This window comes from Pseudomonas protegens CHA0, from assembly GCF_000397205.1.
GTDB lineage: Bacteria > Pseudomonadota > Gammaproteobacteria > Pseudomonadales > Pseudomonadaceae > Aquipseudomonas > Aquipseudomonas protegens.
The window spans coordinates 5,066,945-5,080,058 of the sequence record NC_021237.1 but is presented as its reverse complement, the minus strand read 5'-3'; the positions used below and the strand labels follow the sequence as shown (position 1 = coordinate 5,080,058).

The 13,114-nt window shown below is 61.6% G+C and carries 10 protein-coding genes; 5 read left to right on the top strand and 5 right to left on the bottom strand.

Going from position 1 to position 13,114, the window contains the following annotated elements:
- Positions 1-113: 113 nt before the first annotated feature.
- Complete coding sequence (locus tag PFLCHA0_RS22430; protein WP_015636627.1) at positions 114-596, bottom strand: hypothetical protein; 483 nt, start codon at positions 594-596, stop codon at positions 114-116.
- Between the two features lie 272 nt (positions 597-868).
- The gene (locus PFLCHA0_RS22425) at positions 869-1,093 is read right to left on the bottom strand and encodes a hypothetical protein (RefSeq protein ID WP_011062680.1); all 225 of its coding nucleotides are present in this window, start codon (positions 1,091-1,093) and stop codon (positions 869-871) included.
- Between the two features lie 876 nt (positions 1,094-1,969).
- Here PFLCHA0_RS22425 and PFLCHA0_RS22420 point away from each other — a divergent pair.
- Both PFLCHA0_RS22420 and PFLCHA0_RS22415 read left to right on the top strand, forming a co-directional pair.
- Entirely contained in the window at positions 1,970-2,293 is a 324-nt protein-coding gene (locus PFLCHA0_RS22420) for an SEL1-like repeat protein (RefSeq protein ID WP_011062679.1), read from the top strand.
- 175 nt (positions 2,294-2,468) lie between these two features.
- Positions 2,469-3,836: a DNA recombination protein RmuC gene (locus PFLCHA0_RS22415; protein ID WP_162865008.1), complete on the top strand. Its 1,368-nt coding sequence runs from the start codon at positions 2,469-2,471 to the stop codon at positions 3,834-3,836.
- Positions 3,837-3,851: 15 nt separating this feature from the next.
- On the opposite strand, the gene PFLCHA0_RS22410 is transcribed toward PFLCHA0_RS22415, so the two are convergent.
- Positions 3,852-7,325 (bottom strand): hybrid sensor histidine kinase/response regulator, encoded by a 3,474-nt coding sequence (locus tag PFLCHA0_RS22410; protein ID WP_011062677.1) that lies wholly within the window; start codon positions 7,323-7,325, stop codon positions 3,852-3,854.
- Between the two features lie 133 nt (positions 7,326-7,458).
- Positions 7,459-8,004, bottom strand: coding sequence for a TetR/AcrR family transcriptional regulator (locus PFLCHA0_RS22405; protein WP_015636625.1), 546 nt, complete (start codon positions 8,002-8,004; stop codon positions 7,459-7,461).
- A gap of 92 nt (positions 8,005-8,096) precedes the next feature.
- Between PFLCHA0_RS22405 and PFLCHA0_RS22400 the strand changes: the two genes are divergently transcribed.
- The 3 genes from PFLCHA0_RS22400 to PFLCHA0_RS22390 all read left to right on the top strand — a co-directional run bounded on the left by PFLCHA0_RS22400 (position 8,097) and on the right by PFLCHA0_RS22390 (position 12,650).
- Positions 8,097-9,302, top strand: coding sequence for an MFS transporter (locus PFLCHA0_RS22400; protein WP_015636624.1), 1,206 nt, complete (start codon positions 8,097-8,099; stop codon positions 9,300-9,302).
- A 238-nt stretch (positions 9,303-9,540) separates the two neighbouring features.
- Positions 9,541-10,692 carry a TDT family transporter gene (locus tag PFLCHA0_RS22395; protein ID WP_015636623.1) on the top strand — a complete coding sequence of 384 codons (1,152 nt, stop codon included), beginning with the start codon at positions 9,541-9,543 and terminating at the stop codon, positions 10,690-10,692.
- A gap of 83 nt (positions 10,693-10,775) precedes the next feature.
- Positions 10,776-12,650 (top strand): MFS transporter, encoded by a 1,875-nt coding sequence (locus PFLCHA0_RS22390; RefSeq protein ID WP_015636622.1) that lies wholly within the window; start codon positions 10,776-10,778, stop codon positions 12,648-12,650.
- A gap of 58 nt (positions 12,651-12,708) precedes the next feature.
- Here PFLCHA0_RS22390 and sugE read toward each other — a convergent pair whose 3' ends face one another.
- Positions 12,709-13,026, bottom strand: coding sequence for a quaternary ammonium compound efflux SMR transporter SugE (gene sugE, locus PFLCHA0_RS22385; protein WP_011062672.1), 318 nt, complete (start codon positions 13,024-13,026; stop codon positions 12,709-12,711).
- Positions 13,027-13,114 lie beyond the last annotated feature (88 nt).

Sequence of the window (13,114 nt, the reverse complement as noted above, 5' to 3'; positions counted from 1 at the left end):
AATTACCAACATTTCGATCTCGGCGCTATAGGCTGCAACAGTTGATTTAGAGCGGTTTTGTAGGACAATCCGACCAAAATCGGCTTCTTTCTCCGATTTTGCAAAAGTCGTTGTCAGCAGGCGACCTGGTTTAACGGTGCAATGCAGGTCTGCCAGGCGCAGGCGAAATCTCTTAAACGTCCTTGTGGTTGAAAGGTCTTCCTCCAGATGCGGGCCATGCCGAGCAGGTCGTCGGCAGCGGGGAGCGGCGTGTGTTGTTCTTCCACCAGCAACCAGGCAATGGCGGTGGCGTAACGCAGGTTGACGGTCAGTTCCAGGTGCGGCCCGCTGAGGAACGCATGCTGGCTGGCGAGCCCGCGAACCAGGCTGGCCCGTTCCGGATCCAGTGCCAGGTACTGGTCCCAGAGGGCTTGATGGCGCAATTCGGTGATGCGGTAGAGGCCGTGGCCACGACGATCGTGCAGGGCTGAGCCCAGCGCCGATTGGCTGGCGGCAATGCCCAGCAGCAGGACTTCAGCGGTTTTGCTATGGCTGCCCAGGTACATCAGCGTCGGGCGGATCACATAGCGGCACAACTCGCTGGCGGCGATACCCATAAAGCCCTCGAAGCGTGAAATGGCCGGCGAAACCTGAAGGGCGCTTGGCAGCAAAAAAGGATCAGGTTTGCCGGAAGCGGTTCAGGCCGCTTGAGTTGAAGTGTAGTGTCATATCTGTGCTGTAAAGGACTGTTTTTAAAATATTTCCGTCCTCTTGTTATAAGCCTTATATCGATTGGTACTTTTCTCTGTAGGGTAAATGGGCGAATTGCAGGCAATAAAAAGCCCCGCGATCAGGCGAGGCTTTTCAGGGTTTTCAGCAGTTCGGCGTATCAGGCAACCAGGGCCTGGCGCGCACGTTCGATCACTGCCTGCAGCGGTTCGGCGCTGGAATACTGGTCGGGATACAGGCGTTCGCTGTGACGGGCGATCCCATGTTCGTTGACCAGGGTGAAGCTGAAGCAACCTTTGCGAGCGGCCATGATCAGGCAGTTCAACGGTGCAAAGGCGTGGGTTAGGGTGCGAATGGCATCCTGAGTCTGGATTTGAGTAGACATAATTATTAGGTGTTCCTACAAATGACACGGTTAAGAACCGTGCAACGTTAAAACGTTCCAGTAAACGTCGACCAGCATTGGTCAAACGAAGAACCTGACTGGAACAAAGCAGCCAGTTGCAGCGCGTTGATTGGTTGCGCTAGGGCTGGCAGGTAGGTACTTAGGAGGGCAGGCAACACAGCAAGGGCAAAGGTTCGGGGCCCAGGGTGGAGATCCTGATCAATTTGCAGGTTGGTTCGGTCAGAGTAAATGGCTCGAGCACTGCCGTTGAATTCGTATCAAGGGCGGGAGGGTGAGCTTTACCTGGAAACCATCGAGGTGGTCGGTCCTTGGTGTTCGACGTTGTGCTCGGTTGGAGACGCTGTCGATGGGACTTGTTCGACCAGAATTGACTTTCAGCTTGGTACTAACGGCGAGGATTCTATTTGGTTGAACGACATAATGCAAGTGTGCTAGGAAAAAACTTTCAGAAGAGGCCAGAGGCTCAAGCATCAGCTGTGTAACCGTTGCTGTTGTGGCGTGTACGAAAACAGTGCGTTACCGGCGTTAATCTGCGCAAGGTTGTGCACACTTGTTGCGCAGCGTGTCACCCCGTTGTCACCTTCCCCGACGCCCGCCCCTTAGCCTGTCTCGAGAATTTAAGTCAATGATAAACATCGCTTTTTTTTACTGGTGAAAAAATCGTCAGTTTGACTGCAAGGCCCGTCTCATGGGGCTTTGGGAGGGTTGTGGAGGGGTTGTCCACTGAGTTATCCACAGCTTCTGTGGATTGTCCCAAGCGCTTGCTCTAGGACGGGCGTACTGGCTCTTTTAGGCTTTACCCGGGCGAAAAAAGGAGTAGAGTGGCGCGCCTTTCGATCTGCCCCACAGTGCTTTATGAAGTTTCGCTCCGTATCACCTTCTGTTACCGCGACCCCTGCCAGTGTTACCGAACCCAAGCGGTTTTCCCTGCGCGTTGCTCTCTGGCTGTTGGACAGCCCGCGCCTTGGTCACAACCCCAACGTCAAGCATTTTGCTGGACGCCTGCTCAAGCAGCCGGCCCGGGAAGGCGTGGTCGCGGCGCAGAGTCGCCTGGGCCAGTTGATGTGCCGCGAATGCGGCAACGCCCGTGATCGTCGCATCGGCCATGACCTGTTGCGCCAGGCTGCCCGTGCCGGCGACCGCCGTGCGCAACTGGAGCTGGGCCGGATCGAAGACTGAGCTGTCCAACACTCGGACGCTTGGTTAACCTTCATTTCTTCTTTCTACGGCAGGAATCGCTATGGCTATGGACTTGACCAGCTTGCTGCTTGGCCTGGCGGGAGCGGCGCTGCCGCTACTGGTTCTGGCCTGGCAACTGCAACGCCGGGCCAGTTCCAGCCAGACTGAGCTGAGCCTGCTGGAAGAGCGCCTGGCCACGGCCCAATTGGCCCAGGAGGGGTTGGCAGCACAGTTGGATGCCAGCCGCGATGAAGTCAGCGACCTGAGCCAGGCCAATGCTCTGAAGCAGGCGGACCTGGCAGCCCTGCGCCGCGAGGTCGAATTGCTGCAGATCGAGCGCGATAACGCCCGTGATGCCGCCCACGCCTGGAACCTGGAACGGGCCGCCAAAGAAAACGAATTGCGCCGGCTGGATGCCCTGGCGGCGTCCTTGAATGCCGAGCTTCGTGAGCAGCAGGACAGCCACCAGCAGCGCCTGACCGATCTGCAAGGCTCGCGGGATGAGTTGCGCGCCCAGTTCGCCGAGCTGGCGGGGAAGATCTTCGATGAGCGCGAACAGCGCTTCGCCGAGACCAGCCAGCAGCGCCTCGGGCAGTTGCTGGACCCGCTCAAGGAGCGCATCCAGTCCTTCGAGAAGCGGGTCGAGGAAAGCTATCAGGCCGAAGCCCGGGAGCGCTTCTCCCTGGCCAAGGAGCTGGAGCGCCTGCAACAGCTGAACCTGCGCCTGAGCGATGAGGCCACCAACCTGACCCGTGCCCTCAAGGGGCAGAAGACTCAGGGCAACTGGGGCGAGCTGATTCTGGAGCGAGTGCTGGAGCACGCCGGCCTGGAAAAGGGCCGCGAGTATCAGACTCAGGTCAGCCTCAAGGGCCCGGATGGCGAGCGCTTCCAGCCTGACGTGCTGATCATGTTGCCGGGTGACAAGCAGGTGGTAGTGGATTCCAAGGTCAGCCTCACGGCTTACCAGCAATACGTCGGTAGCGACGATCCGCAGGTCGCCCAGGCGGCCCTGAAACAGCACGTGCTGTCCTTGCGCAATCACGTCAAAGGTCTGGCCGGCAAGGATTACAAGCGCCTTGAAGGCTTGCACAGCCTCGATTTCGTGCTGCTGTTCGTGCCCATCGAGGCAGCGTTTTCCGCGGCTCTGCAGGCCGAGCCGAATCTGTTCCAGGAAGCCTTTGACCGGCATATCGTGATCGTCAGCCCAACCACGTTGCTGGCCACCTTGCGGGTGATCGACAGCCTGTGGAAGCAGGAACGCCAGAGCCAGAATGCCCGGGAGATCGCTGAGCGCGCCGGCTGGCTGTACGACAAGTTCGTGCTGTTTATCCAGGACCTGGATGAAGTGGGCAATCGCCTGCAACAACTGGACAAGGCCTACGCCGCTGCGCGTAACAAGCTGACTGAAGGGCGTGGCAACCTGGTCAGCCGTAGCGAGCAGCTCAAGCTGCTTGGCGCCCGGGCCAGCAAGAGCTTGCCGGCGGACTTGCTGGAGCGGGCCATGACCGACGCCGAAGGACGCGAGCTGGAATTGCCGGAGTAATCCGCCAAAGGCCCGTCAGCCCAGGGGCAGGTGCCGGCTCAGCAGGGCGCGCAAGGCCGCCGGCTTCACCGGCTTGGCCAGATAGTCCAGGCCCGCTGCATGGACCTGGGCGACCATTTCAGGGCGCCCATCGGCACTGATCACGACCCCCGGTACCGGCTCGCCCAGTTGCGTGCGCAGCCAGGCCATGACCTCGGTTCCGGTCTCGCCGTTATCCAGGTGGTAGTCCACCAGGGCCAGTTGCGGGCGGATGCCTTCTTTGAGCAGCGCCGCGCATTCCTCGCGGTTGCGGGCGGTCCAGACCTGGCAGCCCCAGCGGGTGAGCAGGCTGTTCATGCCGATCAGAATGCTGTCTTCATTATCGACGCAGAGCACTTGCCCGCCATTGAGGGACTGGCCGTTGAGCTCGGCTGCCTTGCCTGGAGCCACCACGCTGCTGCGGGCCAGGGGTACGCTGACGCTGAATACGCTGCCTTTGCCGGGCCAGGAACGTACCTGCAACGGATGGCCGAGCACCCGGCACAGGCCATCGGCAATCGCCAGGCCCAGGCCCAGGCCTTTCTCGGCGCGGGTCTGGTGGCTGTCCAGGCGCTTGAACTCCTCGAAGATCACCTGCTGCTTGTCCTGGGGAATGCCCGGCCCCCGGTCCCAGACTTCCAGGCTCAACGTTTCACCACGGCGGCGCACTCCCAGTAAAACGGGGCCCTTGGCGTAACGGAAGGCATTGGTCAGAAAGTTCTGCAGCACCCGACGTAGCAGCTTGCTGTCGCTGTCGATGCGCAGATGGCTGCCGCGCACCCGGAACTGCAAGCCCTGTTCCTGGGCCAGGGCCTTGAATTCGGCTCCCAGGGTGTCGAACAGTTCGTTGAGAGCAAAGGGCTTGCGATCAGGGGTGATCTTGCCGTTTTCCAGGCGCGAGATGTCCAGCAGGTCGCTGATCAGGTCCTCGGCGGAGCGCAACGAACTGTCCAGATGCTGCACCAGTTGCTGGGCTTCGGCGGACAGGCCGTCGTCCTGGTGGGACAGGGCCGCGGAGAACAGGCGCGCGGCGTTCAGCGGTTGCATCAGATCGTGGCTGACCGCGGCCAGAAAACGCGTCTTCGACTGGTTGGCCGCTTCCGCCGTGCCCTTGGCCTCAGTCAGTGCTGCGTTGAGTTGCGACAGTTCGTGGGTACGCTCAGCCACTCTTTGTTCCAGCCCTTCATTGGCCTCGGTGAGGGCCTGCTCGGCTTCGCGGAACGGGGTGATGTCGGTGAAGCTCATGACAAAGCCGCCGCCGGGCATGGGGTTGCCGATCAGTTCGATGACCCGGCCATTGGGGAACAGCCGCTCGGACGTATGAGCCCGACCCTGGCGCATCCAGTGCAGGCGCCGGGCCACATGGACTTCCGCCTCGCCAGGTCCGCACAGGCCGCGCTCGGCATTGTGACGAATGATGTCGGCAATTGGCCGGCCCACGCTGATCAGCCCATCGGGGTAGTTGAACAGCTCCAGGTAGCGGCGGTTCCAGGCCACCAGCTTCAGCGACTGATCGACCACGCTGATGCCCTGGGTAATGTTTTCAATCGCCCCTTGCAGCAGGGCCCGGTTGAACTGCAGCACCTCGGAGGCTTCGTCGGCGATGCGCACCACGTCTTCGAGCTGCATCTCCCGGCCTTCAATGGCGGCCTTGACCACCGCGCGGGTGGAAGAGGCGCCGAGCACACCGGCCAGCAGGCGCTCGGTATGGGCGATCCACTCGCCGTCGGCATTCTGGTTCGGGTTGAAGCCTTTGCCCTGACGATAGGCGAAGCGGATGAAGCTCTGGCGCGCACGTTCCTCACCGACAAAACGCGCGGCCAGTTTCAGCAGGTCGTCGATCTGTACCGCCAGCATCGAGCGGGAGCTGAGGCGGCCGCTGATTTCCTGGCCGATGAAGCGTCCGGCCTGCCAGTGCTCGGAGACTCGGGTGCGCGAGAGCACCGAAACCCAGGCGAACAGGGTGAAGTTGCCCGCCAGGGACAGCACTACGCCTTGGGTCAGCGGGGTGATCGGCAGGTTCAGCGGATTGCCGTGCAGCCAGGCCAGGCCGGGGAAACTGCTCAGGGACCAGCCCAGGCTGTGGGCGGCGATGGGCAGGATCAGGGTGTAGAACCAGATGAAGGTACCGGCAGCCAGGCCCGCGAATACACCGCGGCGGTTGGCCTGTTTCCAGTACAGCGCGCCGAGCATGGCCGGTGCCAGTTGGGTCACGGCGGCGAAGGCGATCTGGCCGATGGTGGCCAGGCTGGCGGTGGAGCCCAGCAGGCGATAGCTGACGTAGGCCAGCAACAGGATGACCACGATGCTCACCCGGCGCACCGAGAGCATCCAGTGGCGGAATACTTCGAACGGCCGCTCGGCATTCTTGTGGCGCAACAGCCAGGGCAGCAGCATGTCGTTGGAGACCATGGTGGACAGTGCCACGCTGGCGACGATCACCATGCCGGTGGCCGCCGAGGCGCCGCCGATGAATGCCAGCAGAGCCAGGGCGGGGTGGGCCTGGGCCAGGGGCAGACTGATGACGAAGGAGTCCGGCAATACGCTGCTGGGCAGGAGCATCTGCCCGGCGAGGGCGATGGGCACCACGAACAGCGCGGCGAGGGCCAGGTACGCCGGGAACACCCATTTGGCCAGGCGCAGATCCTGGGGTTCGATGTTTTCCACCACGGTGACGTGGAACTGCCGCGGCAGGCAGATGATCGCCATCATCGCCACCCCGGTTTGCACCACCATCGACGGCCAGTTGATGGTTTCCTTCCAGTACTGCTCCAGGCGCGGAGCCAGCATGGCCTGGTTGAACAGGTCGTCGAAGCCGTCATAGAGGCCGAAGGTGACGAAGGCGCCGACGGCGAGAAAGGCAAACAGCTTGACCAGGGATTCGAAGGCAATCGCCAGTACCATGCCGCGGTGGTGCTCGGTGGCATCGAGGTTGCGGGTCCCGAAGACGATGGTGAACAGGGCCAGGATCAGCGACACGATCAGCGCCGTGTCCTGGGCGCGGGTGCCCATGGCGTCTGCACCGGCACCGATCAGCAGGTTGACCCCAAGCACGATGCCCTTGAGCTGCAGGGCGATGTAGGGCAGTACCCCCACCAGGCAGATCAGTGCCACCACCACCGCCAGCGACTGGGATTTGCCATAGCGGGCAGCAATGAAGTCGGCGATCGAGGTGATGTTCTCCTGCTTGCTGATCATCACCATCTTCTGCAGCACCCAGGGGGCGAACACCAGCAGCAGGATGGGGCCGAGGTAGATCGGCAGGAAGGCCCAGAGCTGCTCGGCCGCCTGGCCCACCGCGCCAAAGAAGGTCCAGCTGGTGCAGTAGACAGCCAGCGACAGGCTGTATACCCAGGCCCGCACCCGCGGCGGAAGTGGCGCGCTGCGGCGGTCACCGTAGAAGGCGATGGCGAACATGATGGCCATATAGGCCAGGGCAACGGCGGCGATCAGCCCGCTGGACAACGACATGGAAACTCCGGAACAAAGACACCGGGCACCTCAGCCCGGCCAGACAGTCTGGCACGATGTTGGATTGGCGTCAGTGTCGACCAAGGTATCAGCGCGGCCTGATGTCGCAGGGCTGAGCCGAGGCGGGGAAGGGCTACGGCTGCAGAGCGATCTCGATCAGTTCATGGAGTTCCTGAACCGGCAGTGGCGTGGCGGAGAACAGGATGCGAAACACTGTCGGTGCTACCAGCAGGTTCAGCAGGCGGTCGATGTCCGGCAGGTGTTCCGTGTGGCCCTGATAGCGCTCGAGGATGCACTGCAACTGCCCGCTGAGGATGGTCACGCAATAGCCCGGGGTCGCGCTGCATTGCACATCGCGCATCATGTTGCGCCCGGGCTCCGAGCTCATTTCGTCCAGATACTGTTCGGCCCAGGCCCGCAGGTCGCCGCGCAGGCTGCCGGTATTGGCCGGTTCGCTGTCCGGGCGCATTCGTTCCAGGGCGACATCGGCCAGCAGGGCCGACAGGTCGCCCCAGCGCCGGTAGATGGTCGACGGAGTGACGCCTGCTCGGGCGGCGATCTGCGGCACGGTGAGGGACGAGCGATCCTGCTCTTCAAGGAGCTCGCGGACCGCGGTGTGAATGGATTCCTGGACCCGGGCGCTACGGCCGCCTGGGCGCAAACCTTCTTTGATAGCCATGGGGCGGCACCTTAACACAAAGAATTTGCTTTAAGCATTGGCGGGTAGCACACTGCACAAAAGCAAAATATTAGCTTTAGTGGAGCGAGCTTATGTCTGGTGCTATCGACACTTGCGTGTCCAACCGTCGCAGTCTGGTGTTTCTGGCTATTACCCTGTTGAGTTTTCTGGCTGCCTCCAGCGTACCGACCCCGCTGTACCACCTGTATCAGGAAAACCTGCACTTTTCCCCGGCGGTGCTGACCCTGATATTCGGGGTCTACGCGATGAGCCTGCTGGCGGCTCTGCTGACCGTAGGGTCGCTGTCGGATCACCTGGGGCGGCGACCGGTGATTTTTGTCGCCTTACTGCTCAATATCCTGGCGATGTTGCTGTTCATCAATGAAAGCGGAGTGCAGTGGCTGATTGCCGCGCGGGTGATGCAAGGCTTTGCCACCGGCATGGCCACCAGTGTGCTGGGGGCGGCCCTGCTGGATACCGATCGCCAGCAGGGGCCGTTGGTCAATAGCGTTGCGCCGCTATTGGGCATGGCCTGTGGAGCCATGGGGGCCAGCCTGTTGGTGGAGTTTGCGCCCTGGCCGCTGCAATTGAGCTACTGGCTGCTGCTCGGGGTGTTCGTGCTCCAGGCCGGGTATGTCTGGCGCTTGCCGGAAAGTGTCAGCCCGCAACCCGGTGCCTGGGCGTCGCTGAAACCCACGCTGCATGTGCCGATGCAAGCGCGGCGCGCGTTATGGCTGGCCTTGCCGGTGGACGTGGCGGTGTGGGCGGTGGGCGGCTTTTATCTGTCGCTGGCGCCTTCGCTGGTCCGTGCGGCGACCGGCTCTACCTCGAACCTGATCGGCGGTGGCCTGGTGGCGGTGCTGACACTCAGCGGCGCACTGATGATCTATTCCCTGCGTCAGCATCCTGCAGACAGGGTGCTGCGCCTGGGCGCCGGGATGCTGGCGGCGGGAGTGATGCTGATCCTTGCTGCGGTGCATAGCGCCAGCCTGCTGTTGTTCTTCTTTGGCACCTTGGTGCTGGGCAGCGGCTTTGGCGCCGGTTTTCTCGGTGCGCTGCGCAGTGTGGTACCACTGGCCCTGCCTCATGAGCGTGCGGGCCTGATGTCAGCGTTTTATGTGCTGAGCTACCTGGCCTTTTGCCTGCCGGCGTTGTTGGCTGGCAACCTGACCCGCAGCTTCGGCCTGATCGCTACTACTGACGGCTATGGTGCGGTACTGGTTCTCTTGTCCCTCGGGGCGCTGCTGGCCCTGATACGCCAGCGCCCGGTGGCGGCGTGTGGGGCGTCGGGGCTTTGAGCCCCAGGCGTCAAGGGCTGCGGGATTGTGCCTGGGAAGCCGCAGGGGAGAGGTACTGTACGCCAATCAGATACGGGCGTGTCGCCGGGCGCGGTCCGATTGTGGTGATCGCTCCTGGGGCCGTGGCATAGATGTTTATCTGCAAAATAGATAACAGATAGAGAAATTACCCGTTATATAGATATTCGATTAGGTTCTACCATGTTTCCTACCTCATCGGAGGACAGGAGACACAACCATGACATGCCCCAATAGCGTTAAAAGCGGCCACCGGCCATTGAGCCATCTGCCGCATCCCCTCGAAGCCATTCGCCAATTCACCCCCAACTGGTTCGCCGCCACTATGGGCACCGGGGTTCTGGCCTTGGCGCTGGCCCAGTGGCCGGCCGAGGTTCCCGGCTTGCACCAGGTGGCAGAGGGTTTCTGGTGGCTGACCATCGCCCTGTTCCTGTTGTTTACCGCGATGTATACCGCGCGCTGGGTACTGTTCTTCGACGAGGCGCGGCGGATTTTCGGGCACTCCACGGTCTCGATGTTCTTCGGCACCATCCCCATGGGCCTGGCGACCATCATCAATGGCTTGCTGGTGTTCGGCATGCCTCGCTGGGGCGATGGTGTGGTGGAGGTGGCGCAACTGCTGTGGTGGCTGGATGTGGCCATGTCCCTGGCCTGCGGGATCCTGATTCCCTACATGATGTTCACCCGCCAGGAACACAGCATCGACCAGATGACCGCGGTCTGGCTGCTGCCGGTGGTGGCGGCCGAAGTGGCGGCGGCCAGTGGCGGCCTGCTTGCGCCTCATCTGCTGGATGCCCACGGACAGTTGGTAATGCTCAGCACCAGCTACGTGCTGTGGGCCTTTTCGCTGCCGGTGGCGTTCAGCATCCTGACCATCTTGCTGTTGCGCATGGCGCTGCACAAACTGCCCCATGAAAGCATGGCAGCGTCGAGCTGGCTGGCCCTGGGGCCAATCGGCACCGGTGCCCTGGGCATGCTAGTGCTGGGCGCCGATGCACCGGCGATCTTCGCCGCCAATGGCTTGCCCGGCGTCGGTGAGATTGCCGCCGGCCTGGGCCTGGTGGCGGGGCTCACACTGTGGGGGTTCGGTCTGTGGTGGATGTTGATGGCGGTGCTCATCACCCGCCGTTACCTGCGCGAAGGCATACCCTTCAATCTTGGCTGGTGGGGCTTTACCTTTCCTCTGGGCGTGTATTCGCTGGCCACCCTTAAACTGGGCAGCACCTTGCACCTGGGGTTTTTCAGTGTGTTTGGCGCGGTACTGGTAGCGGCGCTGGCGGTAATGTGGCTGATCGTGGCCAAGCGCACGGTTCAGGGGGCTTATAAAGGAGAGCTGTTTGTCTCGCCGTGCATTGCGGGGTTACGGAAATAATCGGCAAAGATAGGTAAGGTTGTGGCCTGGATCGATATTCGACATTCCAATAACAGTATCCACGCCACTCAGGGACATGGAAGATGAGTCACCCTTCGCAGTTCACCTTGCTTCGCAAGCGGCGGTTCCTGCCGTTTTTCATCACGCAATCCCTCGGTGCCTTCAACGACAACATCTTCAAGCAGTCGCTGATCCTGGCCATTCTCTACAAGCTGAGCATCGAGGGTGACCGGTCGATCTGGGTCAACCTCTGTGCCTTGCTGTTCATCCTGCCGTTCTTCCTGTTTTCCGCCCTGGCCGGGCAGTTTGGCGAGAAGTTCGCCAAGGACTCGCTGATCCGCCTGATCAAACTGGGGGAGATCGCGATCATGGTGGTGGGGGCGGTGGGCTTCGCCTTCGATCACCTGTCGCTGATGTTGGTGGCACTGTTCGCCATGGGCACCCACTCGGCGCTGTTTGGCCCGGTGAAATATTCGATCCTGCCCCAGGCCTTGCGTGAAGAGGAATTGGTGGGAGGCAACGGCCTGGTGGAAATGGGCACGTTCCTGGCGATCCTGGCCGGTACTATCGGCGCTGGGGTCATGATGTCCTCGGAGCATTACGCGCCGATAGTCTCCAGCGCCATGATCGGTGTGGCGGTACTGGGCTACCTGGCCAGCCGCGCCATTCCCCGGGCTGCCGCGGCGACCCCGGAGATGCGCCTGAACTGGAATATCTTCAGCCAGTCCTGGGCCACCTTGCGCCTGGGGCTGGGGCAGACCCCGGCGGTGTCGCGCTCGATTGTCGGCAACTCCTGGTTCTGGTTCGTCGGCGCCATCTACCTGACCCAGATTCCGGCCTATGCCAAGGAGTGGATGCACGGCGACGAGACCGTGGTGACCCTGATCCTGACCGTGTTCTCGGTGGGGATTGCCGTAGGCTCGATGCTGTGCGAGAAGCTGTCGGGGCGCAAAGTGGAGATCGGCCTGGTACCGTTCGGCTCCTTTGGCCTGACGGTGTTCGGCCTGCTGCTGTGGTGGCATTCCGGTGGTATCCCGGAAAGCGCCACGGGTCATGGCTGGATTGAAGTGCTGGGTTTTGCCCATGCCTGGTGGGTGCTGTTCGATGTCCTTGGCCTGGGGATCTTCGGCGGCTTCTATATAGTGCCACTGTATGCCCTGATCCAGTCCCGTACCCCGGAAAACGAGCGAGCCCGGGTGATAGCCGCCAACAACATTCTCAATGCGCTGTTCATGGTGGTGTCGGCGATTGTCTCTATCGTGATGCTGAGCATGGTCCAGCTGACCATTCCCCACCTGTTCCTGGTGGTATCGCTGCTCAACATTGCGGTCAACGTCTACATCTTCAAGGTGGTGCCCGAGTTCAGCATGCGTTTCATGATCTGGCTGCTCAGCCATTCCATGTACCGCGTTGAGCATCGCAACCTGGAGTTGATCCCTGATGAAGGCGCTGCCCTGCTGGTGTGCAACCACGTGTCTTTCGTCGATGCCTTGCTGATTGGCGGTGCGGTGCGTCGGCCGATTCGCTTCGTCATGTACTACAAGATCTACAACCTGCCGGTGTTGAACTTCATCTTCCGTACCGCCGGAACCATTCCCATCGCCGGTCGGCATGAAGACCTGCAGATCTATGAAAAAGCCTTCCAGCGCATTGCCCAGTACCTGCGCGATGGCGAACTGGTGTGCATTTTTCCCGAGGGCAAGCTGACTGCCGATGGCCAGATCAACGAGTTCAAGGGCGGGCTGACACGGATTCTCGAGGAAACCCCGGTGCCGGTGATTCCCATGGCTCTGCAAGGCTTGTGGGGCAGCTTCTTCAGTCGCGATCCGAGCAAGGGTTTCTTCCACCGCTTCTGGTCGCGAGTGACCCTGGTGGCCGGGCCATCGGTGGCGGTGGACGCAGCCGAACCGGCGAAGTTGCAGGCCATGGTGGCGCAATTGCGGGGTCCACGGCGCTAGCTGCCGGATACGAAAACGCCCGCACATTTGCGGGCGTTTTCATTTCTGCCTGGGCTTTTCAGCTGGCGCTGACTTTCAGGCCCACCAGGCCGGCGATGATCAGCGCCACGCTGACCAGGCGCACCAGAGCCATGGATTCGCCAAACAGGATGATACCGGCGATCACCGTGCCGACGGCGCCGACTCCGGTCCAGATGGCATAGGCCGTGCCCAGGGGCAGTTCCTTCATCGCCAGGCCCAGCAGGCCGAGGCTGATGGCCATGGCAATGATGGTCAGGGCGGTGGGCAGCGGGCGGCTGAAGCCATCGGTGTATTTCAGGCCGACGGCCCAGCCCACTTCAAACAAACCGGCAAAAAACAGAATGATCCAGGACATGCCTACCTCATCGGTTGATGGGGTCGTCCCCGGAATTGATCGCTCGAATGAGTCGCGAGGTCGTCCTCGCGATGCGCAGTATACTGCC

Bases quoted from the DNA above. Each gene is read 5' to 3' on its own strand.
- PFLCHA0_RS22430 (WP_015636627.1), bottom strand. From the start codon at position 596: ATGGGTATCGCCGCCAGCGAGTTGTGCCGCTATGTGATCCGCCCGACG.
- PFLCHA0_RS22425 (WP_011062680.1), bottom strand. From the start codon at position 1,093: ATGTCTACTCAAATCCAGACTCAGGATGCCATTCGCACCCTAACCCAC.
- PFLCHA0_RS22420 (WP_011062679.1), top strand. From the start codon at position 1,970: ATGAAGTTTCGCTCCGTATCACCTTCTGTTACCGCGACCCCTGCCAGT.
- PFLCHA0_RS22410 (WP_011062677.1), bottom strand. From the start codon at position 7,325: ATGTCGTTGTCCAGCGGGCTGATCGCCGCCGTTGCCCTGGCCTATATG.
- PFLCHA0_RS22405 (WP_015636625.1), bottom strand. From the start codon at position 8,004: ATGGCTATCAAAGAAGGTTTGCGCCCAGGCGGCCGTAGCGCCCGGGTC.
- PFLCHA0_RS22400 (WP_015636624.1), top strand. From the start codon at position 8,097: ATGTCTGGTGCTATCGACACTTGCGTGTCCAACCGTCGCAGTCTGGTG.
- PFLCHA0_RS22395 (WP_015636623.1), top strand. From the start codon at position 9,541: ATGACATGCCCCAATAGCGTTAAAAGCGGCCACCGGCCATTGAGCCAT.
- PFLCHA0_RS22390 (WP_015636622.1), top strand. From the start codon at position 10,776: ATGAGTCACCCTTCGCAGTTCACCTTGCTTCGCAAGCGGCGGTTCCTG.
- sugE (WP_011062672.1), bottom strand. From the start codon at position 13,026: ATGTCCTGGATCATTCTGTTTTTTGCCGGTTTGTTTGAAGTGGGCTGG.